The following is a 22,868-nucleotide window of genomic DNA, read 5'->3' as shown; positions in this document are numbered from 1 at the left end:
AATCGCCCTTAGAAATGGACTCGAAATAATCCATCAACCTTTCGTTTTGATAAAAAATCAGATAATTCTTTCGCCAGTATCCATCCTCTTTCCGTAAGTGACGCATCAGCAGCTTGCCCTTCCGCTTCACAATGCCTAATAATATAGATAGTTTTATTCATCCTATCCCCTCTATTCTTTTTTAATGGTATACCGTTTGTTCTCATACATTTTTTGCCGTAGTTTTTTTCATCATTTGCTCGTTGTGTATTTTATCAAGCTATTATATTTGTTTAAAATTCCAAAAACTGCAACATTATACTTCCACTATTTGCACAACGGAATTTGTCTTTATCAAAAGTCAGTCGCTAACTTCCCATATTCGCTCTACTTCCATAAGTTTATTTTCTTCAAACGATAATTTATATATATCTGGCATTTCAAGACACTTCCAAAAATCAAATCCGTAACGATTATCGAAATAGTTCATCATTAATACCATAATATTTCCATGTGTACCAATGACTAGATTCTTTCCTTTATTCCTATCTAATACCTGCAAAAGAGAATCGGTTGCCCTTTTCTGAGCAGTCTTATTCGACTCTCCCCCCCTGCCATGCAAAATCCTCATCTTGCCACACTTTTGTAATTGCGGCTGTAAAATCTTCAACTGGTTTTCCCGCCAAAGTCCGTTCTTTAAATGCTTCTACTACTTTAATCTCTTTACCTATATACTTAGCAGTTCCTTCAACTGTTTCAATCGCCCGCTTGTAAGGACTGGCATAAACATCATCAATACTTTCTCTTTTCAGCAACTCCGTAACAGTTTTCGCATCCATAAAGCCTCTTTCAGATAACGGTCTACCTATTTCATCTGGTGAATAAACAGAATGCGCATGTCTAACTAAGTATAAATTAGTAAGCAATTTTATCCCCCCTATTTTTCAGGCCTTTCCTCATAGGATTTTCTAATTTACTCTTTTGCTTGTATCATTTAATTTGGTGATTCTCTATCTTTCTATTAGCTATTATACATTACCCTATATTGCTAAATTTCGTTGCCTTTTTGGATTATGGGCTTTAGCCATTTTTCAGCTTCTCTTATCATCCATGCTCCCATGTCATCTAAAAAATCAACTATTTCATTTGCATTTTCTACTGGATCAATAGCATATGCAAGTGCTTGTTTCATCGGAAGCTCTTTTTCTGGATAATATGTGGAGAATAGTTTATATGCTGGAAATAAATCTCTTGTATATTTGTTTTCTTTCTCTATCACAAGTGCAAGTCCTGCTCTAACAATTATTTTCATAATCCATCCACAGCAATCCAAAATATCTGCAACATCTATATTATCTTTAAGGTCTTTGGCTTGTTTAATTTGGTCCTCTAAATTTACAAGATGTTCGTTTCCAAGTGTTTTATCTGTTTTATAATTGGGTAAATAACTGCTTAAATCCTCTCCATATACACATATGCTTTGAGTTTTAAGCATAAAAGGGATCATGGAAAACGTGGATGTTTCCAATACTTCTTTTCGTATAGTAGAAGCTAAATTCTATTCCGCTCACACAATGAAATTCTTTGGTTAATTCTTGTCCTGTTCTATTTACCCACTGTAAATTTAGTTCATCCGTATCTTTCGTTGTAATAGCTATTGTATCTAAGTAAGAGACACCATAAATAGCTAACCCACGAGGGACTGAACCTCGAATATATACGCTATGCAGATTTTCCCCCAAATTAAATTTATAATAAGCTGTCACTTTTTCTATTATTTTTAAAAACGCTGGTTGCACCTTTGTTAAACTTGATTCATTCAATAAATATCATTCATGGTCCGTTGTGCAAAATCGACCAATATTTTTAACTTTTTGCAATATATCACCCCTTCTATACGTCCATGCCTTGAACAACTCGCTCTTGAACTTGATGATTATGTTCAATGGTTTAATAACATGATTCACGAAACGCTAGGTTATTTAACCCCAGTGGAATGCAAACAACAGCCCTATAATTTTTTGTCCAATTTAGTGTGACACACCAAGTATACACACTGTAAATGAATTAAAATAAATATATAAACAACTCTATCTTATTATATGAGATGTGTTAACTCATTTTGATGTATATATTAGTTTTATATTTAAAAAAATATTGAAAACGCTTTACAAATCGTTTTTTTCAATTAAAATATATTTAAATTGGTTATAACCAATTCATCAAGTTTCACTTTATTTATGGAGTAGAGTAAAAAATAAACACTATGCCTTATTTAGAAAGGAGCGTAATGCGAAAAATAAAAAATGACCAACACCAAATTGGTTATGACAACATAACCAATAATTGAAATCGCTTACTTTATTTAAAATCAACCATATTAATACTTGGATTGAAAGAGAGGTAAGTCATGATAAGCACAGCCTTAAATGCAAGTACAATACGACTAAATGTAAACGCTAAAAATTGGGAGGATGCTGCCAGAAAAGCGGGGGATTTATTACTAAAAAATAAATCAATTAATGAAGAGTATATCGAGAGTATGGTTCAATCAGTCCATGAATTTGGCCCTTACATTGTAATCGCACCAGGTATTGCTTTATTTCATGCTCGACCAGAGTCTAATGTTTATGAAATTTGCTTAAGCATGCTGACACTGCAAACCCCTGTTGAATTTGGAGCTGGTGATAAAGACCCCGTCGATTTAATATTTGCACTAGGTGCCATTGATCATGATTCACATTTACAATTAATGGCCGGTTTAATGAAAGTATTACAGGATAATAACCTGCTTGAATCTATTAGAAAAGCACAAAGTGTGGAGCAGGTAATAAAATTGATTAATTACAAATTGGAGGAATAATATGCTATACAAAGATTTCTTTACGAACATTACTAACCTCTTACATCAAGTTGTCGAAGAAGAAGACGAAAATATAATCCAAGCGGCAAATATTATTAAAGAATCCATTAAAAATGACGGTGTACTTCATGTATTTGGTTGTGGACACTCGCAAATGTATGCTATGGAATTGTTCTATAGAGCAGGAGGACTCGTACCTGTAAATGCAATCCTATCACCGCCATTATCTTTAGCACCTTCTGCCCCATTAAGTACATTTTCAGAAAGACAGGAGGGGCTTGCAAAAGTAATACTGGATGGCGAAAATGTTCAACAGCAGGATGTCATGTTAATTGTTTCTACGTCAGGGAGAAATGCTGTACCAATTGAAATGGCTATTGAGGCTAAGAAGAAAGGTTTACAGATTATTGCGCTTACATCTCTATCTTTTTCTAAAGAAGTAGAATCAAGATATAAAAATGGAGAAAAATTATATCAATTAGCCGATATCGTACTTGATAATCATGGAGAACCAGGAGATGCAATTATGGAAACCCCAGGTTTAAAATCTAAATTCGGCTCCACTTCCTCCATTATCGGATTTACTATTTTACAATCTATAGTGGTACAAGTTATTGAGAACCTAGCAAAAGACGGAGTAGAACCACCAATATATGTTAGTTCAAACCTTGACAAAGGAGACCAGATCAATAAACGTTTTATAGAGAAATATCGCAATAGAATAACTTGCTTATAATCAGGAGGTATATTATGGAAATTATTACGGTATGCGGAATGGGCTTTGGAACAAGTTTAATGCTAAAAATGATGGTAGACGATATTTTGGAAAAAGAAGGCATCAAAGCAGAAGTAAGTGCATTGGATGCGGGGTCAGCCAAGGGAAGAAATGCAGATTTAATTATGGCTTCAGCAGATTTAGAATCTGCTTTAGAAGCAGTAGAAGTAAGTAAAATATTTATTCATAATCTTACGGATGCTGATGAGGTGGAACAAAAACTGCATGATTATTTACAAAAGATCCATGAATAAATTGTTTGCCAAGCACTTGGGAAACCTCAAGTGCTCCTATCACCCATTATCTAAAGGGAGGTTTCAATTATGTTGAAAGCGATTGCGGAAATCCTTACTGTCCCCGCAATTACACTAGGGTTAGTTGCGTTATTAGGTCTTTTATTACAAAAAAAAGAGGTTACAGATGTAGTTAAAGGAACAATTAAGACGATACTAGGGATATTAATTCTAGGTGCTGGTTCCTCCCTAATTGTTACCAACTTATCGCCTTTTGCTACAATGTTTGAGGAAGCATTTCAGTTAACAGGTGTAGTTCCCGTAGATGAGGCTGTTATTGCAGCTTTGGTTGACTCTGTTGCTGCCATTGGCAGAATGACATCTTTTATATTGCTATTCGGATTTTTAACAAATATCGTACTAGCTCGATTAACACCATTTAAGTATATATTCTTAACTGGTCATATGATGTGGATACTAGCAGGGGCTCTTGCATGGGCTTTTCACGACTTAGGAGTATCAGAAACTTATGGAATCATTTTCGGTTCTATCATTCATGGCATAGTGCTAGTATTATTACCAGCAATATCTCAGCCAATTGTGCGAAAAATAACCGGAAATGACAAAGTGGCTTATGGACATTTAACTACTACTGGTGTAGTTGCTTCTGCGTGGGTAGGCAAAGTGTTTGGAAACAAAGAACAGGACAGCGAAAAAATTAAAATGCCTGAAAAGTTAAGCTTCTTCAAAGACACAGCTGTATCGGTCTCATTAATCATGTTTATCATATATATCATTACGGCACTTTTTGCTGGACCTGAGGTAGTAAACCCACTATCCGATGGACAAAACTATTTAGTTTTCAGCACACTTAATGCCTTGGGATTCGCAGCAGGAGTTCTTGTCTTGCTTCAAGGAGTAAGGATGTTTCTTGGTGAAATTGTTCCGGCGTTTCGTGGAATAGCCTTAAAAATTGTCCCTGGCGCAAAACCTGCATTGGATGTACCGATATTTTTCCCATACGCACCTAATGCGCTTATGCTTGGTTTTCTCTTCTCTATCATTGGTATGATCGTAGGAATGCTTGTTTCTACATTGTTTGGCACCATTGTACCCTTACCATCTATTATTGGCGGGTTCTTTACAGGAGGAATTGCGGGAATATTCGGAAATGCGATGGGTGGAAGACGCGGAGCAATGATTTCAGGATTGACTTATGGAATTATATTAACCGTTCCAGTAGCTCTATTCTATCCTTTGTTCGGTTTAGAAGTATATGGTGTAGAAGGGCTTGCTTTCTTAGTACCAGATGGAATAATCGTATTGGCTTTAATTAAACTTTTCTTCACTTTAGATATTCCAATTATCGGTTTTATTGCCTTGCTAGCAGCTTTTATTCTACTAAGTATGTTTTATAAGAAGAAAACATCTTTAGAATCATGAATACCATTTACCATGTTACGGTTAAAAAAGGAGGTAAGTTAAATGAAAAAGAGAACGACATGTGTACTTCTGCTAAGTATTGCATTATTGCTTGGTCAAACTAATGTTGTTGCTGCCAAAAAGACGGAAACGGATAATAATAGAGGCTGGAAGTTGCAATATCATGAAAAGTTCAATCAAAAACTACCTGTCGATGAAGCACCGTGGGTAATGGATAACTATGGCGAAACAAGTCCGTGGAATGTAGATCATCTTGATGATGACGGGGAATTTTTTAAAGTTAAAGGTGGAACTGAGTTTGAAAAGCAACTGAATAGTTTTCATCTGTTAAGAAAACGAGTAAATTTCGGCAAAGACGGTTGGCTAACTGCCGAAGTTGCTGCAAGAGACTACGATAAGGACGGAACTCCGGATACAAATGCGTCTTTAAAGAATGTGAAATTAAATAGAGGGAATCATTCAGCTGAGTTATCAACCAGCTTTGATTCAGGCCTAATTATTCGATCTACTGATGCTTTGCCTTCAGAGTACCGAATAGAATATAAACTAAGAAATATTGATTTTGGGGGGCAAAGAAACGGCACCTTTGATTATGATGATAAACATAACGGGTATACACTAGAGAAACGAAAGTCTAATTTCCCATGGAAACGTAGTGGTGATTTCTCCGGCGATGCATCTCATAACAATCCTAATTTTGGTGACGTGACCAAGGAAAATGGATATTACTTTCTATCCATTATGGATTATGAAAACCCCGCTCCTCATAATAATGTGTTCATTCACAACCACCGAAAATTAGGTATGGATGCATATAATGTTAGCGGCCCTTGGGCAAAGGCTTATGGTGTATGTGACCCTTCTACAGGTGAATTATACAGTCAAACAAGTGAAAAAAGTTCAAACAATGCTATTAATGGTATCTTTTTTGCTGGAGATACGTTTAGAGATGAATCCATTGGATATAATTCATTTATGTTTGAAACAGAATGTGGCTCATTTTCTGATCAAGATACACCCTACTCTATCATTTCAAATGCTGAAATACAGCCCGAACTAATGCCTGAGGAAACGTACACTTTTGCCATAGAAAGAAGTAAAACTGGCTATGTAATGGAAATGACGGGTAATTTTAAATATATCAGACAAAAAACTTTACGTTACGAAAGAGACTTTATTGAAAATGGAAGACCGATTTGGCACTACAATAATACACCAGAACAATATGATGGAAAATTCAACTCTACTCTTACCTTTACTGGGCCATATGGTAGCTATTCAGTAGAACAATGGCCTGATGATTCAGCGTACCCGGATTATTTTATCATTGGTATACCCCATATCAATTATTATGAAGGCTCAGCAATAATTGATGATATTAAGCTATATGTCCCCAAAAAATCATAGAGGAATTTAAAGCTTTTAACCGTGCAAAAGTCAACTATACTTGGCTTTTGCACATATTTTTTAATTACTAACATTGCTTTTTAACTGTTTCATGAGCATTGATTGGTTATTTCTAATTTCTAAGTTATACTTCTTATATGAAATGAAAATATACCTATAAATTATAAAGGAAGATTTAAAAACTATGGATAAGACAAGTAAGATTCCATTATATTTACAATTAATGGAGAAATTAATTAGTATGATTGAAAAAAAGTTTATATTAGAAGGTGAAAAGCTCCCTCCTGAGAGAGAATTGTGTAAAATTTATGATGTAAGCCGAATTACAGTTCGACAAGCCTTGCATGAGCTTGAAAGAGAAGGGTACATATATAGGATACAAGGGGCAGGAGCGTTTATTTCTTCCAGACCTTATGATCAGAAGTTGGTAAAGCTATATAATTTCACAGAGGAAATGAAGAAAAAAGGGAGAAATCCATCTACAAAGATTATAAAATTTGATAGTTTGATAGCAGATGAGCGGTTGGCAAAGAAAATAAATATCCCCTCTTTTGAGGAAGTTTACAAAGTTATCCGGTTACAGCTTGCTGATGATGAACCTTTGATATATGAGACAACCTTCTTACCCAAGCGTTTATTTCCTGATTTAACAAAAACTACCTTATATAATCGATCCATGTATAAAATTTTTTATGAAGACTATGGGTTAGGTGTAACAAGAGCTATTGAAAGCTTTTCTGCAACTACTTTAAGAGATGAAGAAGCAAACTATTTGCAGCTACCTCCTGGTCGTCCTGCTATGCTAATTAAACGTCTTGCATATCATAATGAACAATTGATTGGTTATACAATTAGTGTATCACGGGGAGACAAATTTGAATATATCGTAGAGCTAACCTAGAAAATTCGATTGAAACCAGTTCCTTATCTCTCCTAGGTATAAGCTATTGTAAAAGTTTGGTACTACTGTTGAAAACTGTAGACACCTCTCCTTTTTTTGGGATTAATATTACCGGTTATTCATAAGAATTTATTTTCTAAACAAATAAATAATACCATTCAGCGTTGTCATGCTAAATAATTCTGTTGCCGTCTTTTCGGCAAACAAGCAATTAATTCTACATTATCGGGCAACTCTCTTTCCCCTTTATTTGGAGGGCTTTTCTAGCTATGCAAAAAGCAAAGGATTGACTCATTATGTTTGAAAGTGAAGAAGTACGGTTTTTAATTGGGATTCGAGATCCTAGAAACTGGTTAGCTTTCTTTCACTTCTCCCTATAACTCTAAAAAAGGAAATAGTGGGGGAAAATCATCAGGCGATGACTTCTCCTTCTAACCTAAGCATGGTTTATACGTTCAGCAATATTCATCAATAGCTTGAATAAAAAGTGAAGTTTCTTCGTGTTTCAAGCTATTCTATTTTTGTTATATCTAATAATCAGTGAGGGAAAAACACCACTAAGTGAAGCTTTACTTACCGGTATCCATATCTCGCTGTAGTGTTCCTCTGAGTAAGACTTCTCTCCTTCTATAATGAATTCCTTACCATTGAATTGAAAACTCCATATGGTGTTTTAGTAACTAATACGCCCCATCTTTTTCCTGTTCAGGCGTATATATATCATAGGTGCCTTTGATCATCTCTCGTATTGAACAGCCATCATAATTAAAATATTTATCTGAACGTGTCGTATCTTGTTAATGCGGTAAATTGAACTCGCAATATTATTCATATAATTACAAAATTATGATGGTAGCAACTATATTGGCTTTTCTTCTCTTAAGAAAAAATTCCGAATGAGAAAACGACGAAAAATCCCCTTGCCCACTAGGTTTCCTTAAAGGCACGGTGTAACTCTTTCCACGTAAATGGCAACATAAACTGTGGCTGTATAAACAATGTTTTTACAGTTGAGTGTTTCTCTGGTGGCTTATAAATAGCGCGTCCAATCCTTTAAATTCATTAAAAGAGCGTGCTACAACATAAAAAAGCTGCCTCAAAAGAATGCGCAGCCAGACTCTACAATTATTTTATCTCGGGCAATGTGAACTAATAACTAGAGTATAAGCATATCCTTTGAGACAACCTCTAAATTTTATATCGATTTGATTTTTTTAAACTCACTTACATCAAATAACTCTTTTAATGCTTCCTGCGTTGCCATTCCGTTAACTGAAACAGTTCCGTCTTTTGAAATGCGAATTTCAATTTTATTACTAATACTGGAAAGCTCACTTTCTAAGTACTTGTAGGCTGATGTTAAAAAATGAAACCGCTGATTGGAGGAGCCAACCCATGGACGGCTTAAATCAAGCTTATCCTTCTTGAAAGGTCCATCTATCAATAAATCTGTACAGGCAAGCAGATCTCTTGCTTGCGCTCTATGCTTTAAATCTTCGTACAGATAACCGGAAAATGACATTACCGTCAATCCCGCATTCTTTACCATGCCAGCAAGCTTTCCAAGAGCCTCCGCTTGGTCAAAAGGTTCACCGCCAAGAAATGTTACACCTTCTATATCATTTTCTTTTCTGCTTTTTTCAATTTCCCTAAAAAGCTCTTCAACCGTGACTGTATTTCCATTCTGCTTTGACCATGTCCAGGGCACTCCGCAACCTTCACAGCGAATAGAACACCCCTGCACCCAAAGGCAAAATCTTCTTCCCGGCCCTTCAACTGTTGTACAAGGCAAATAACGATGAATAACGAGTTTCATTAGAAGTCCACAATTCTCCCCTCTGATTTTTTTAAAGAGCTGGTACTCGGTTTTTCAGGAAAAACGAGAAAAGGTCTCATCTTCTCCGCCAAATGTGGTTTAATGGAGAGTGTCTGTACAAAATGTTCAAACGACGTAAAACCGCCTTCCCTTTCTCTTGCTTCCATTACTTTTTTAGCGAACAAAGCACCAATTCCTGGAACTCCTGCGACTTCATCTTCCGTAGCAGTATTAATATCAATCATTTTAACCGTATCTTCCGGCTGTTCCTTAATTTCTTGTGGGATAGGAGCTACTTTGGAACCAGCTTCGACAGTGCTTCCATACTCTTGTCTTATCTGTTCCCTCAGCGATTGAATTTCCTTTTGACCGTTTGCTATCTTGACTTCCAACCTTAGTAAATACTCCTTCCGTATCTTTAATACATGAACGATTGAAATAATCCAACCCAACAGAAAAATAGCAAACGATACATCTGTCATCCAATGCTTTTCCGGATAAATTTCTGCGATAATTATCCACGTGATAAATATCAATGAATATACTAGAGCAGCAAATAACCATTTCCTCTGTTTCACTCGAAAATAAATATAATAAAAAGAAATATAATTAAAGAATCCTAAAGTCAGGATCGCCCAAAGCATCCAAATTGAGTTCCTCAACTCCCACCCTTTGCCCTTACTGGTAATGGCCATTTACTAATCCCCTCCCTTTAAAAACTGTTTATTTTGGCGAAACGACTGTATCTCTGTTTGATAATACTCTTCCGTATAATTAGAATCCACTGTTTCAGCATCGAGAAGTTGCTCAAGCAATTCGATATACGCCAAGCAATCTTGTCCCTTAACACCTACCGTTTTGGCAAATATCTGGCAGTCATCTGTAATTTTTATTTTTATTTTTTTATCATTCAAATTTTCTCACCTGCCAATAACTTTAATTTACATGAAAGGTTAATAGAATGGAACGATCCTGCTGAATTTCTTCCGATTCCAATTTCAAACCTTTTTCCTCAGCCCGTTGCACCAGTTTCTGGTATGTTTCCTGTTGAATGACATACTTATATTCTGCATGTAGGTTTTCAATAAACCCCAATGCATGTTCTTTTTCTACACTTTCATCAAATAACGCTTCAAACATTCCCTTGTCATTTTGTTGAAAAAGGATTTTAATATCTCCTACTTCTGTTTGATAATTTTGTTCATTGAGCTCATAAACACTACAACCATATTGTGCCAATGCTTTTTGCAGCAAGTGCTGTCTTTTCATGACAGTTTGTATGCAATATGTATGTCCGCTTTTTTTCTCCAGTAACGAACCCGCTGCATGTGTCAGCGCAATTCCAACTGGGATTAGTACTAGTTCAATACTCACTATTCATTTACCGCCTTTCAACAAAATTAAAAGTCGATCGTCCTTCCACCGCGTGATGCTATAATATCACTGATGTCTTCTGCCTCGCCGCTTTCTGAATACTCCTCTCGATCTTCACGTGGGGTTGCAGCTACGGCTCTAACATTGGCCCAATCACGTATTCCCTTAATTTGTTCAGCTTGGGTAACGGAAAGCGGGATAAACTGTTTGCATATCTTTTCAAAGTCAAGAAGTGTAACACTTCTTTCTTCGTAAAATGCTTCAAACAATCCATTTATAACTACTTGTTCAATCTCAGCACCGACAAATCCTTCTGTCAATCCAGCAAGATAATGTAAATTGTCATCATTTATTTGAAAGTCTCTAGCAACGTTCGGATCCTTTAATCTTCTCTTTAAATGAACTCTGAAAATTTCTACTCGCTCCCGATGTGTCGGCAAGTCAACAAAAAATATTTCATCAAATCTACCTTTTCGAAGCAATTCCGTAGGTAGACTAGAAATGTTATTGGCTGTCGCGATAACGAAAACTGGCTTTTCCTTTTCCTGCATCCAAGTTAAGAATTGACCAAAGATACGACTAGCTGTCCCACCATCGCCAGATGAATTCATTCCACTAAATCCCTTTTCTATTTCATCAATCCACAAAATGGAAGGGGAAATAGCTTCTGCCGTTTGAATCGCTTTTCTCATATTCTCTTCACTGCTTCCCACTATTCCGCTAAAAACCTTTCCAATGTCCAGGCGCAGTAAAGGAAGTTGCCACATTGCGCTAATCGCCTTGCTGATTAAACTTTTTCCACATCCAGGAACCCCTGTTATGAGCACACCTTTTGGAGCCGGTAAACCATATTTTTGGGTAGACTCCAACCAGGACTTGTTCCTTTTACGCAGCCATCGTTTTAAATTTTCTAATCCGCCAATGTCATCCATATTCAAACGGCTATTGACAAATTCAAGTATCTCCGTCTTTTTGATGATTTGTTCCTTTTCCTCTAAAATGACTTCTACATCATGTATAGAAAGTCGACCATCTTCTACCATTGCCCGCGCAAAAGCATTTTCGGCTTCAGATAACGTAAGTCCCTGTGCTGCTTTTACAAGCTTTTCTTTTTCCTCTTCCGTCAGTTTAATTTCAATTCGTCCAGTTTGCTTATTAACTTGAATGAGGTCATCCAAAATTTGCTTGATTTCGTTAAAACTAGGCAAGTCAAAATCAACTATAGTAATATCTTTCTCGAGATCATGCGGAAGTCTTAATATGGGAGAAAGAAATACAACGTTTTTTGGATTTGGGCTGCGTTTCAAACTCAGGCTAATATCTCTTAATTTACGAATAATTTGATGGTCTGGAGTACGTCCTTCACCTCCAAAATAAATATGGAAATCATGCAACACAAAAATAGCCGGTTCTTGATAATTTTCAACGAATTCTAAAGCTTTAAGCGCCGATTTTGTATCTCCTTTTGCTTTTACACCCGCTTCTTCGATCCCAGTCGTAATTTTCCACGTAATAACTTTTCTTGACGTTTTAATTAATTCCTGATTGGATGCCATCGAGTATATGAGGGAAAGCACCCTTTCTTCTTCCCATGTAGATATGTAGAGAAAAGGAAAACGTGCTTTAAACAGATTGGCCATTAACCGCTCCCGAACTTGTTTTTTCTCCATTTTTATCACCCTGTTATTCTATCTCTTTTTACATTTTATTATACTAGAACTTCTAAGGAATGACTATGAATGCGGAGATTTATTAAGGGGCATTTATAAAATTGGTTTTACATTAATAGTTTCGGAACATTCTGAATACATGGTTAAAAGTTGTGCTCCTACATTTTTTTGAATTTGGTTCTGAAAGTAGACAAGCAATAAACCAGTTGTTTCCAAGGTTAAGGGCAAGATTATCAGAAAAGGAATATAATTTATTTACTTGAGACCAGTATGTTTTGTGGGAAAGGGCTCTAGAAAACTTGGAAATGCAGTCAAATGGTTTTAAAATAGACGGCGATTTACATCGAGATAACGAATTATTAAAAGTAACCATTCTTGACGAGTGGAAAAAAGGAAAGCTGAATTATTTGGTCATACTAAGCAAGCATGTTTGTGGCAAGAAATGGAAAATTTTATAAACAGCATGGAAAATCTTCACATGCTGGTAAAGTTCAAAAGATAAAAAATATAACTCTAACTAATACCTTACCATTAACTGGTGCTAGCGTATCCAAAGGCTATGTCCATGAACAATGTCAATATTTCAAACACTCTTTTATAGCTAGATATGGAACCCCGATGGGAATGTTTTTCAAGCCAAATATCCTGCTGTTTTTTTAACTAACGCACCTAACTGGCAAAGGCTATTATGACTGCCTCTTTAAGCAAAACCTTATATTTAATATGTGAAATTCGGGCAGAAAAAATTTTATTTGCAGGCACATACCAAAAAAATGACTAGGTAGGTCATGCCACAAGTGTTGTATATTAAAGCGTAACAACAATTGTTGTAGTACTTGCTAGTAACAAAAAACCATTTCCATTTCCGTTTTACACCATAATAGTTATTACTAACAAGCAATTCGCTTAATTTATTTATATTACTTTAAAATATTTTACAATCAAATAACGTCAATCAAGACTCCCTCATCTCCAATAAAACATAAAAAATCCTCTAAAGCCAATATTTTTTTGCGCTTTAAAGAATAAGTATTAATCATAATGAATCATTTTTGGATATTTACTTTTAATCTTTCTCTCTCTGAAAGCTGCGGGTTGCATATCTTTGTCTAAGTGAACTATCAATCTATTTTTTCCGACCAAATTAGATATTTAATTTGCAGGTGATCCTCCACAAGTTCTCCTTTCACCTGCAATTCTTGAGGTTTAGTACAGTAATTCAAAACAGGACAAATTGTACAATAGAAAATATCCATATTAAAAACGTAAGCCAACACATAGGGAGTTCAAAAAAGTGTAATTTTCTGACCTTATCATTCGATATACGCATTTTATGAAATCCGAGAAAGTTGTAATTATGACTAATATAGACAAATGCTTGGTAATATATTAAAAGTACTAACATTTGTACCAACAGTGGGAAAGAAACGACATAACGGCTTGCTATATCAACAGACTCATAGTCGTGCATAACCCCGAACGGATTGATCTTATAATAATAGATAATGATTGCTATAAACAGTAACAATGAAGGACTGAATGGATGTTTTCTATAATCCAACCACCCAAACCCCTGTCGCCTGAAAAACTTTGCGCTGCTTTCATTTCCAGGATATAACTCATCTTCCTCATCGTTCGTTGATTTTTCATATTTCATTACTGTAAAGAATTCATAAATGATAATTATTAATAATGAGATACTTATCATTAAAAGCCATGGTATGGAGTACTTAATTACTAAAAATGCTGCCAATACCACAAATAGAACATTCAACCAAGCAGGAATTTTATCAATACAATATTTCAGTCTCCTCATCATTAATCCTACTTGTTTTCTTTTTAAGTAGGAAGATTCATCAACCACCTCCTCGCTCAAATCGTTGTTTTTCTTAAAAATTACTCCCCAAACATAACTTATAACCATCAGAACAACACCAATGATCAACAGAACATCAACTAGATGACGTAATTGAAGCCAAATCGCTTCTAAAGCGGAAAGCGATGTTGCTGACAACATAATTGTCCCGCCAGCAGTAATAGAGGTCACTCCTGCTATGAAAATATAAGGTATAAGTCTATGAATTTGATCGTCCCTCCTTTGATTTGCCATTCTAGCATTTTAAACATTCACCTACATGTATCGCTTTCAAATGAATAACTTATACGAAAGCAATAAGCAATTGTTATCCCCTGTACTATTTGGACAGACGTACATATTCTGCAACGTCATAATCGACACATTTAAAGATCTTAATTTTAAGTATAGGAATCATCTTACTTACCCATTTCATCTTTTATCCGAGCTTTTTGCTCCTCAACCGCTTTTTGAAATTCTTTATCTGGTGTTTTAATTTTATCTAAATAGAATAAGGCTTCTTCTTTTCTATTTGTTTTATACAGAGCCGTTGACATACTAAAACTAAAGGCGTTTGCTGCTTGCGTAGTTTTGGGTGGGTTTTCCATATTTGTTAAACTATTTAACAGAACTTCTGCACTCTCAGTTTCACTATATCTTTTCATAAATTGATTGTACTCTCTCATAAAATGCTTATCTTTTCTCTTATCAAGGTATAGGCTAACAGCTATACACAAGATAAAATGAATAATTGCAGCCAAAATAACGATACCTATCGTTAAAAACATATTATTGGAATTGTAATTGTAAGAGAAAAACAATGCTATTATTTCAACCAAAAGTAATGTTACTATATAAATCGAAGCAAATATTTTATCCCTTATAACCTTTTTCTGATAAAGATGATTGTCCATATCTGTTAAATGTTGACCATGAAGGACGGATACCATATATTCTAAATGTTGAACTTGATTGGGGAAATGCTTCGTTCTGCGTTTCATTACCTGAAATACATAATTTTTTCCATCCTTAAACTGTAATCTAATATGATAATGAAGTATTCCTTTTTTAATTTTAATGCCTTGGATATCTGTAAATGGAAAATACTGATATGCTTTGATTTTATCGGTCCTAAAACTACTTATTAAAACAGCTAAAATGCCATCCTCATTTACATCCAACACACAGTCCAAAACAGCATTTTCTCCGTTCGTCTTTTTTAGATAACCAGATACTGGATGGTTTAAAGAAAAATCAGCAAGCTCCTCTGTAGCATGAACGATTACTTCCTGTTCTATGATATCTTTTAAAAGCTCCTCCCTTGTTCTCATTTAATCCCCCTTTTTGAACAATAAGTATCTGTATATAATTTAAATACGTAGCGAGCCGCGAAAACCTCTAACCCCATAATAAGAGGAGGCACCATTGTGATACACAAAAACATGACCAAAACGAAAATCACAGAAAAGCGCTCCACCAAGATTTCTAATGTCAGCAGGTGTTAAAATCCAACTCGACGTTTTCATATCAAAATCTCCAAGTTTTTGCAATGCTCGATATTGGTCTTCCGTTAAAAGTTGAATTCCCATGGCAGCGGCCATATCTATGGCATTATTTTCAGGTTTATGTTTTTTTCTTGACTCTAGCGCTTCACGATCGTAACAAACACTTCTGCGACCTTTGGGGCTTTCCGTAGCACAATCATAGAAAGTGTATTCATCCTTCTTTTTATCATAATCAACCACATCCGGTTCACCGCCCGTTCGTTCCATTTCATGGAGGGACCACAGTTTTTCAGTATTAGCTTCCAGCTTTGCTTGGACTTTACCCCATTCCATATCTTTATGACGGTTCATATTGTTCTCAAAACGGGCTTGCAATACTTTAAGTAATTCTTCCCTTTGTTCTAGTGACAATTCCTTTTTATGGTTGATTTCATTTTTCTCTGTCATCATTTTAATGCCCACCCCTATAATTAATGAAGTCTTACACTATAGTACCTCATTGCTTTTGGAACACCTTTTATTTCAAAAATTCCTTTTATAATTAATTGTCTTACTCTGTACTCAAAAAACGCATCGCCAATATATTGATCTAAATCCCCTATTATTTCACCGACAAGTCGCGCTGAATATATAAAATCATTATTTTTTCGCTCGTTATGTATTTGCTTAACCTTATTTATAATGTAGTCATCATAAATATTTTCCTCTACACTTTTTATTACTTGATCCTCCCATATTCTGAGGTATTCCTTGGTAGTAGATAACGCTTGCCATTCCTTTGCAAATTCTTCAAGTTGCATTTGACTTGCTGGAGCTTCTTTTCTACTTTCCTCATATATCATCATTAATTTTTCAGGTACAATTTCTCCAGTATGTAACGGGAAACATTCATTACTTGGAACATTAAATTGATTTTTAAATTGCTTCGTTGCGTTTATTATAAAAATATCATTTGTTTTTTCTTTTAATAGAAAAAGAACATATCGTAAAACGGTTTGTTCATGGGCATTTTCTCCTGTCCACACGATTATGGGTGTACTTTCTGGAATAGCGTCAATCATGGAGACGGTATGATTAAAGTTATATTCGTATTCATCTATATATTCATCATCAAAGTTAATATGATTTTTCAACCATTCGTATCTGTAGCTAAGCCCTTCCTGTTCATGTAATCGCCACATTGGACCAATCGAAAACAAATCTGAAAATGCGATTATCTTTTCTTCGTCCTGCAATCCTGACACTTTTAACGCCTGTTTTAAGCTACCATACGTGGAATCGCTAAATAGAATATGTACCGCATGATAGGTATTATCCCTTTTTATATCCGTTTGATTCCTTTTATAATTTAAAAAGGAATGATAGGTTCTTTTTAAATCCTTTACCAACTGCTCCTCTGTATATTGGGCTGTTTCCTCATGCATTTCCATTTGCATAAACATAGAAAGTAAAAGTGCATTCTTTTCTTCTTCTAACGAGTTTCTAAGGATTCTTTTTATTTCAGCAACCATTTTACTGTTCCTCCCTACATGAATTACCATAATATTACATTTCATTTTACTCCTTTCATTATTCTCAAAAAGTTACGGAAAAGTCAAGCAATAGTTCGGTCATATAAGATATATTCTGACATTACATTACTTTATTAACCATGCCAAAACTTTTTGGTCTAGAATTTCGAAATCTAATATCCGTATTGATTCCGAAACAATTTTCTTACATTGCTAAACACAAATAATTACATCGCTGTTTTGATTATTAAAAAAATAAAAGATAAATCTAAACCGATCTTCTACGAATGAATCAGCCTAAACACTCATTAACCCTTATCATTTGTAGAATAACTCTGGTTCCATATTTACCTTTTATTTCTTTAAATTAAGAATAGATATTCCATTATATTTACAACTTATTCCGCTAATTCATGACCAATTTACGGTATATGTCTTCTTTATTTTTCTACGTTATTAGCCATTCCCCCCCCCTTTCTCATCTGCTTATTTTGTGGAATTTTTTCCCTTCACTTGCTTTAACGTTGCAACTATAAGAAAGCTAACAATTACTAATAAGACCCATGAACTTACCTTACCTAAATGTACGAGACTCCATGCATCAGTTTGATTTGGATATTTCCATGCACCAAAGAATGTAACAATATTTTCGGCTACCCATATAAAAAATCCAATGAGCATGAAAGAAAACGCGAGTGGCATACGATAAATGGTCCCACCAACCTCATATTTAACCCATGATCGCCAAAAGACAATTATAACAAGTGCTGATAACCACCAACGAACATCAATCCAATAATGATGGGTAAAAAAATTTAGATAGATCGCAGCTGCTAGAGGCACAACCACCAAAAAAGGCGGCCATTTAACTAATTTTATATTCAGTCTTCTCCATGCCTGACAAAGATAACTCGCTACACTTGCATACATGAATCCACTATACAAAGGAACGCCAAAAATTTTAAGATATCCTTCCTCTGGATAAGACCAGGACCCCACATGTACTTTGAAAATCTCAAGGGCAAGCCCAATTAAGTGAAAGACGGTGATAACCTTTAACTCATCACGTGTTTCAAGCCCCGAACGCACCATGCCCCATTGCATCAAAAGACAGATAATAAGTAGCCAGTCATATCGTGGTAGAAATGGAAGAGATACCATCTGCGTAAGCGCCAAAGAGGCAAAAATAACGACCGGAAACAAACATGATAGAGCCTGTTCCCAGCCAAAACGAACAAGCTGTTTTATTGCTCTCATGATTTTTGTTAGCAAAGTTTTTTCCTGATACTCATTTTGAACGTCTAAATTCATGATTACTCCCCTTTTATGAATTTGTTTCATAGAAATAAAGGAAAATGGTTCCTCCTTCTCTCGCAATGTTTCCTACCTAATCTTGCTATTCTTGATTTTCTTCATCACTTTTGTATTCTAAAATATCTCCAGGCTGACATTCTAAAGCTTTACAAATCGCCTCTAAAGTTGAGAATCGAACTGCCTTTGCCTTGCCGTTTTTTAATATAGAAAGATTAGCCATCGTAATCCCAACTTTTTGCGAAAGCTCTGTTACACTCATTTTTCTTTTTGCCAGCATCACATCAATATTGACTATAATTGCCATTGTATTCACCTCAGACCGTTAAATCATTTTCTGATTTTATATTAATTGCTTCCTGAAAAAGTCTTTGGAGAACAGCAGCAAAGACAGCGATAACCATTGAAGCAAACGGAACAATCATTCCAACTATGACAACACCTGGGGCATCGTCTGTTTCCGCAAATAGATAGAAGAGCGGCAAGACGAGAACATGCAAACTGCTGATTGTAATAGAACAGTATTTGATTTTCTTTAACGCCCTTACAGATAATTCAGAGAACGCTTTATTCTCGTCAATAAATCGCAAAAGGTTGAAAGCCTGATACAAAGCAACATAAAAAGGAATAGCGGACGTATAAAAGATGATGAAAATGAGATATTTTATAAAAGCTAAATCAGGCAACAACTCGACTCCAATATCTCCTAACTTAGGCACTAAAAATATACATAAAGCAAGAACTGGGATTCCTATAAGAACAACAGCTATTTTTAAGAATACTGTCGTTACTTTTTTCATACGAACACCTCTCCTCGTTATTTACAATATTGATTGTAGCATATATTTATCGATTTGCAATAAATAATTATCAAATATGAATAATTTATTGTTGCTAATCATTTCCAAATACAAGAACAAAGGCGCAGGGCGCCGGTTAGCAACGTAGCGAATGGAACGAATCAACTAAAGATTTAGGAATCATGCCACTAAAAACAGGGGTATGCCGACGATGGGCGGCAAGCCCGGTTTTAGTCGGCCTTCCTCTTTGCCGCGAACCGATGATGACTTATCGTAGGGCGCATTTCTAAAGTCGCATCGTTGCTGGGCGCTGAAGCCGGACGTGGCTATTCAGTTATTCCCTTATCCCAAAGCAACAAATTTTCTTATCTTCGAACAAAAACAACAAAGGACAGCCTGTTGCCCGAACCCGTTTCAAAAACACAATTCTTAATGCAACCTTAAAAAACCCCCTATTTAAAGCAGACTAGATCTGTCTACTTTAAAGGAGGCACGTCCATTTTATTAGAGAAATAAAAAGCTGACCTTTATGATTTTGGCATAGATAAAGCAACTTTTTTAAATGAAACTATATTTTCCCCTTCACATTTTTAATTATTATTTTACTTCGAGGTATACTGGGCATGCTTACCATGCTGTAACTTAAATCTTGAGCCGGAACCTCATAATCCATATGGTTCAAAAGGAAGTCAACGCTAACTTTCATAACTTCAATTGTTACCCATTCACCAGCACAACGATGCCCCAAAAAATAGTCACCACCGCCTTGGGGGATGAATCCAAAAGGACTCCCTTTCCAGTCAGAAAAACGAGCAGGTTCAAACACATCAGGATTATCCCAGGTTTTAGGATCATGGTTGGTACCATAAAGGTCCAAAAGAGTTAACGTACCTTCTTCAAATCGGTAGCCATTCCAAGTAAAATCTGTCTTCACCTTTGCGATAACAAATGGAAAAAACGGATAAAAGCGCCGTACTTCCTGGATAAACATTTCCACATATTTTTTATCACTAGCCTGAAGCTTCATTTTTACTTTTGGGTAATTATTTACTGCTACAACAATGAAATTAATATATATAGCGATCGCCACCACCGGTCGCAGTATATTGATGACTTCAACTGCAGTAATTTCAGTATCAAGAAGTTCTCCATTCAGTTCACGATGCCAGGAAAATTGATGCAGTGCTGTATTTTCGGAAGGGTTTAATGTCCCATGACGAACCTTCTCAATCAGACCTTGCACCCATCTTTCAACATTATTCCTTGCATTCCTCCCAAGCCAATGGTTAGGACCAACTGTCCCTGCTGACTCAATCATTGCTCCTAAATTACTTGTCAACGATTTTATTTCACTTTCTTGAACTGGAACACCCGCCCACTCGCAAGCTGTCCGACACAATATTTTCTTGGTTTCCTCATAAAATATTACCTTGTCCATTCCCTGCCACTTATTAATTGCTATTTCCCAATGTTTTTTTAAAATGTTAGTGAGCCTTTTAAGTTCTTCAGTGGACATGATAGACATAAACATTTCTTTACGACGTTTGTGAGCCCATCCATCTAATGCCTGTACACCATTCTTACCAAACAATGTTTGTATTGACCGATTTGGTGCTGCATCTTTCCTTTTGAACCTCTCCGAATCATAAAAAATCTCAGCAGCTTCTTTTCCACTTATACAGATTACTTTCTTTCCGAGTAATCGAGTTGCAAAAATATTAGAATTGAAACTGCGACATCTATTCAAAATGTACATGTAGCCTTCTCTCATTAAGCTTAAACTTTGGTCTATTCCCTCTTCTTGCGGCATTCTTCCTGTGCTTGACATAAGATCAACTCCGTTTTATTATGAGTTCGTCTTATTATGGACCAATCGGTCTTTTTTTACACCGTTTGAGAGCTATAAATATAGGTGGTTTAGACCATGCTTTTTCTTTTGGAGAAAAGCGTAACACTTGCGGTTCTTACTAAAAAGAGCTAGTATCCCTCTAGGAATGCAATTAACTAAAACCACTTTGTTGGAAGATATGTTTGTAATAAATATCACTAGTAATGCATCAACAAACATAGAATATTCAGTTAACATCTCCCCTAAAATTTTGAGCCAAAAAGTCAAAACCTGAAGAAAGGTGGCACTGCCCTTTGGTAAAAATATAAACCAGATATGCTATCTTGGATAATGGTAATATTTAATGAATAACAAATTTCCTCTTTTTACCTTATTTACTAATTGAGTTTCAAACAAAATATTCAATGGTGAGAAAGACTTGCATTTGTTATTTCAAAATGTTCCGCGATTTGTACAACGTTAAATCCATTTCCTTCAGTAATGAAGAAATTTTTCTTCTGTTTGGATCTCCTAAAGCCTTAAATACATCAGCTATTCATCATCCACTCTCAATCATTTTTTGAATGACTTTTAAATCTAATGGATGAATGTATTCCTTGAATACCATTTTTATGGTATAATTGTCCATAGTGATCTCCTTATAATTCGGGATCTGGACAGAACTACCATACCCTTATTATAAGGTTTTTTTATGGATTTTTGTAGTAAAAATTCCCATTATTCATAATATTGGCATGAATGTTTTACTTGATTTTTGGTTAAAAATTTAATGCAACGCTAGTGATCAGACGATGCATTATAATAGTCCCTGGCATAAAAAGAAGTTTATCAACCAAATTGCCTTTATGCGGAGAAGTGGTACGATACCCTGCTTCAAAGAGCCAAGCATATATGCAACAATTGCCTTCCGAATTTTAAGAAAACAATTGATAAATCTGTGGTAGTCTACCAAATCACGAAATACTTTTCACTATCACAATTGTTTAAAGACGCTTCTCCCAAGGCTCAAGCTGACCAATGGTTCTATCTTGTTTTTATTTTTTATAGCTTTAATAACACCATCAGAAATCTCCTCATTTGTTAGCCATCTTGATTGACCACCTTTTATTACAAACCCTAGGCGAATTTGATAGTATAGACAACTGTCAGGCATTATCACCCTCCTCTTGATAGCATTCAAATTTGAGCTACTCCCTAAAACATGAAATAATTCCCCTTCATTGCTATTATCTAAAATTTCATCAGCTATTATTTTCAACGCCTCTGGCGCATCTGAGTGAATCCAAGCTACTACAAGTTCAATATGACCATTTTCACTTATTGTTGAATTTACGCTTGCCTGTAATTCATCATTATCTTTATAGTCAATTAATATAGGTGTTATGTTACTACTTAAACCGTCTTTTTCATTAGCCTCTGCATGCGTCCAGCATTCCTTGCAATAATCGACACATGATAGCCTTTTTCTAATAACCAAAGGGATACCCTTGATAACATACCTGTTCCACCAATTATTAATGCATGCTCCATTTATTTTCCTCCTCACTATGATACAATTCTGATATTAACAAAGAAG

The 22,868-nt window shown here is 35.4% G+C and carries 26 protein-coding genes and 1 pseudogene; 9 read left to right on the top strand and 18 right to left on the bottom strand.

The genetic code is table 11. The features are described from left to right. Window positions 1–8: 8 nt before the first annotated feature. The 4 genes and pseudogenes from KBP50_RS22630 to KBP50_RS21970 all read right to left on the bottom strand — a co-directional run bounded on the left by KBP50_RS22630 (window position 9) and on the right by KBP50_RS21970 (window position 1,802). The gene (locus KBP50_RS22630; RefSeq protein ID WP_309245804.1) at window positions 9–161 is read right to left on the bottom strand and encodes a histidine phosphatase family protein; all 153 of its coding nucleotides are present in this window, start codon (window positions 159–161) and stop codon (window positions 9–11) included. A gap of 179 nt (window positions 162–340) precedes the next feature. Continuing rightward, window positions 341–905: pseudogene (locus tag KBP50_RS02030) on the bottom strand (histidine phosphatase family protein). A 122-nt stretch (window positions 906–1,027) separates the two neighbouring features. Then, entirely contained in the window at window positions 1,028–1,474 is a 447-nt protein-coding gene (locus tag KBP50_RS21975) for a hypothetical protein (protein ID WP_232231160.1), read from the bottom strand. Next, the gene (locus KBP50_RS21970; RefSeq protein ID WP_232231158.1) at window positions 1,467–1,802 is read right to left on the bottom strand and encodes a hypothetical protein; all 336 of its coding nucleotides are present in this window, start codon (window positions 1,800–1,802) and stop codon (window positions 1,467–1,469) included. Before KBP50_RS21970 ends, KBP50_RS21975 begins: the two co-directional genes overlap by 8 nt. 12 nt (window positions 1,803–1,814) lie before the next feature. On the opposite strand from KBP50_RS21970, the gene KBP50_RS22715 reads away from it, so the two are divergent. From KBP50_RS22715 to KBP50_RS01990, 7 genes are all read left to right on the top strand, one after another. Continuing rightward, on the top strand, window positions 1,815–2,018 hold the full coding sequence (locus KBP50_RS22715) for an IS3 family transposase (protein WP_072741625.1): 204 nt from the start codon (window positions 1,815–1,817) through the stop codon (window positions 2,016–2,018). A 371-nt stretch (window positions 2,019–2,389) separates the two neighbouring features. Then, window positions 2,390–2,842 (top strand): PTS sugar transporter subunit IIA, encoded by a 453-nt coding sequence (locus KBP50_RS02015; RefSeq protein WP_050349753.1) that lies wholly within the window; start codon window positions 2,390–2,392, stop codon window positions 2,840–2,842. A 1-nt stretch (window position 2,843) separates the two neighbouring features. After that, on the top strand, window positions 2,844–3,578 hold the full coding sequence (locus tag KBP50_RS02010) for a sugar isomerase domain-containing protein (protein WP_050349752.1): 735 nt from the start codon (window positions 2,844–2,846) through the stop codon (window positions 3,576–3,578). Between the two features lie 14 nt (window positions 3,579–3,592). Then, window positions 3,593–3,871 (top strand): PTS sugar transporter subunit IIB, encoded by a 279-nt coding sequence (locus KBP50_RS02005; RefSeq protein ID WP_050349751.1) that lies wholly within the window; start codon window positions 3,593–3,595, stop codon window positions 3,869–3,871. Between the two features lie 69 nt (window positions 3,872–3,940). Further along, on the top strand, window positions 3,941–5,293 hold the full coding sequence (locus KBP50_RS02000; protein WP_050349750.1) for a PTS ascorbate transporter subunit IIC: 1,353 nt from the start codon (window positions 3,941–3,943) through the stop codon (window positions 5,291–5,293). A gap of 42 nt (window positions 5,294–5,335) precedes the next feature. After that, window positions 5,336–6,700 carry a hypothetical protein gene (locus KBP50_RS01995; protein WP_050349749.1) on the top strand — a complete coding sequence of 455 codons (1,365 nt, stop codon included), beginning with the start codon at window positions 5,336–5,338 and terminating at the stop codon, window positions 6,698–6,700. 184 nt (window positions 6,701–6,884) lie between these two features. Then, window positions 6,885–7,601 carry a GntR family transcriptional regulator gene (locus KBP50_RS01990; protein WP_050349748.1) on the top strand — a complete coding sequence of 239 codons (717 nt, stop codon included), beginning with the start codon at window positions 6,885–6,887 and terminating at the stop codon, window positions 7,599–7,601. A gap of 1,195 nt (window positions 7,602–8,796) precedes the next feature. Here KBP50_RS01990 and KBP50_RS01985 read toward each other — a convergent pair. From KBP50_RS01985 to KBP50_RS01965, 5 genes are read right to left on the bottom strand one after another with little or no spacing between them, the layout of a single operon-like run. Further along, window positions 8,797–9,417: a 4Fe-4S single cluster domain-containing protein gene (locus KBP50_RS01985; protein WP_050349747.1), complete on the bottom strand. Its 621-nt coding sequence runs from the start codon at window positions 9,415–9,417 to the stop codon at window positions 8,797–8,799. Beyond that, window positions 9,417–10,112, bottom strand: a complete 696-nt coding sequence (locus KBP50_RS01980) for a helix-hairpin-helix domain-containing protein (RefSeq protein ID WP_050349746.1) — start codon at window positions 10,110–10,112, stop codon at window positions 9,417–9,419. Before KBP50_RS01980 ends, KBP50_RS01985 begins: the two co-directional genes overlap by 1 nt. Window positions 10,113–10,115: 3 nt before the next feature. Beyond that, complete coding sequence (locus tag KBP50_RS01975) at window positions 10,116–10,331, bottom strand: DUF2997 domain-containing protein (protein WP_050349745.1); 216 nt, start codon at window positions 10,329–10,331, stop codon at window positions 10,116–10,118. 22 nt (window positions 10,332–10,353) lie between these two features. Further along, complete coding sequence (locus tag KBP50_RS01970) at window positions 10,354–10,791, bottom strand: hypothetical protein (RefSeq protein WP_050349744.1); 438 nt, start codon at window positions 10,789–10,791, stop codon at window positions 10,354–10,356. 26 nt (window positions 10,792–10,817) lie between these two features. Next, window positions 10,818–12,461, bottom strand: coding sequence for an AAA family ATPase (locus KBP50_RS01965; RefSeq protein ID WP_050349743.1), 1,644 nt, complete (start codon window positions 12,459–12,461; stop codon window positions 10,818–10,820). Between the two features lie 299 nt (window positions 12,462–12,760). On the opposite strand from KBP50_RS01965, the gene KBP50_RS01960 reads away from it, so the two are divergent. Together KBP50_RS01960 and KBP50_RS01955 are read left to right on the top strand one after the other, a co-directional pair. Beyond that, window positions 12,761–12,919 carry a hypothetical protein gene (locus tag KBP50_RS01960; RefSeq protein ID WP_157858427.1) on the top strand — a complete coding sequence of 53 codons (159 nt, stop codon included), beginning with the start codon at window positions 12,761–12,763 and terminating at the stop codon, window positions 12,917–12,919. Further along, complete coding sequence (locus KBP50_RS01955; protein WP_139325374.1) at window positions 12,894–13,121, top strand: hypothetical protein; 228 nt, start codon at window positions 12,894–12,896, stop codon at window positions 13,119–13,121. Before KBP50_RS01960 ends, KBP50_RS01955 begins: the two co-directional genes overlap by 26 nt. Before the next feature lie 559 nt (window positions 13,122–13,680). Here the strand turns inward: KBP50_RS01955 and KBP50_RS01950 are convergent. From KBP50_RS01950 to KBP50_RS01910, 9 genes are all read right to left on the bottom strand, one after another. Further along, complete coding sequence (locus tag KBP50_RS01950; protein ID WP_050349741.1) at window positions 13,681–14,571, bottom strand: hypothetical protein; 891 nt, start codon at window positions 14,569–14,571, stop codon at window positions 13,681–13,683. A gap of 164 nt (window positions 14,572–14,735) precedes the next feature. Continuing rightward, window positions 14,736–15,647, bottom strand: a complete 912-nt coding sequence (locus KBP50_RS01945) for a hypothetical protein (RefSeq protein WP_050349740.1) — start codon at window positions 15,645–15,647, stop codon at window positions 14,736–14,738. A gap of 39 nt (window positions 15,648–15,686) precedes the next feature. Next, window positions 15,687–16,268 (bottom strand): DUF4256 domain-containing protein, encoded by a 582-nt coding sequence (locus KBP50_RS01940; protein ID WP_050350029.1) that lies wholly within the window; start codon window positions 16,266–16,268, stop codon window positions 15,687–15,689. A gap of 23 nt (window positions 16,269–16,291) precedes the next feature. After that, window positions 16,292–17,332 carry a DUF1835 domain-containing protein gene (locus KBP50_RS01935; RefSeq protein ID WP_050349739.1) on the bottom strand — a complete coding sequence of 347 codons (1,041 nt, stop codon included), beginning with the start codon at window positions 17,330–17,332 and terminating at the stop codon, window positions 16,292–16,294. A gap of 486 nt (window positions 17,333–17,818) precedes the next feature. Then, window positions 17,819–18,589 carry a DUF817 domain-containing protein gene (locus KBP50_RS01930; RefSeq protein WP_082240841.1) on the bottom strand — a complete coding sequence of 257 codons (771 nt, stop codon included), beginning with the start codon at window positions 18,587–18,589 and terminating at the stop codon, window positions 17,819–17,821. A gap of 139 nt (window positions 18,590–18,728) precedes the next feature. Beyond that, window positions 18,729–18,950: a helix-turn-helix domain-containing protein gene (locus KBP50_RS01925; RefSeq protein ID WP_050349738.1), complete on the bottom strand. Its 222-nt coding sequence runs from the start codon at window positions 18,948–18,950 to the stop codon at window positions 18,729–18,731. Between the two features lie 10 nt (window positions 18,951–18,960). Beyond that, window positions 18,961–19,443, bottom strand: a complete 483-nt coding sequence (locus tag KBP50_RS01920) for a DUF2975 domain-containing protein (RefSeq protein ID WP_050349737.1) — start codon at window positions 19,441–19,443, stop codon at window positions 18,961–18,963. 568 nt (window positions 19,444–20,011) lie between these two features. Continuing rightward, window positions 20,012–21,271, bottom strand: a complete 1,260-nt coding sequence (gene cypC / locus KBP50_RS01915) for a CYP152 family fatty-acid peroxygenase CypC (protein WP_050349736.1) — start codon at window positions 21,269–21,271, stop codon at window positions 20,012–20,014. Window positions 21,272–22,265: 994 nt separating this feature from the next. After that, on the bottom strand, window positions 22,266–22,769 hold the full coding sequence (locus tag KBP50_RS01910) for a Rossmann-fold NAD(P)-binding domain-containing protein (protein WP_232231157.1): 504 nt from the start codon (window positions 22,767–22,769) through the stop codon (window positions 22,266–22,268). Window positions 22,770–22,868 lie beyond the last annotated feature (99 nt).

This window comes from Virgibacillus pantothenticus (assembly GCF_018075365.1).
Taxonomy (GTDB): Bacteria; Bacillota; Bacilli; order Bacillales; family Amphibacillaceae; genus Virgibacillus; species Virgibacillus pantothenticus.
This window is presented reverse-complemented; position numbering and strand designations above follow the sequence as displayed.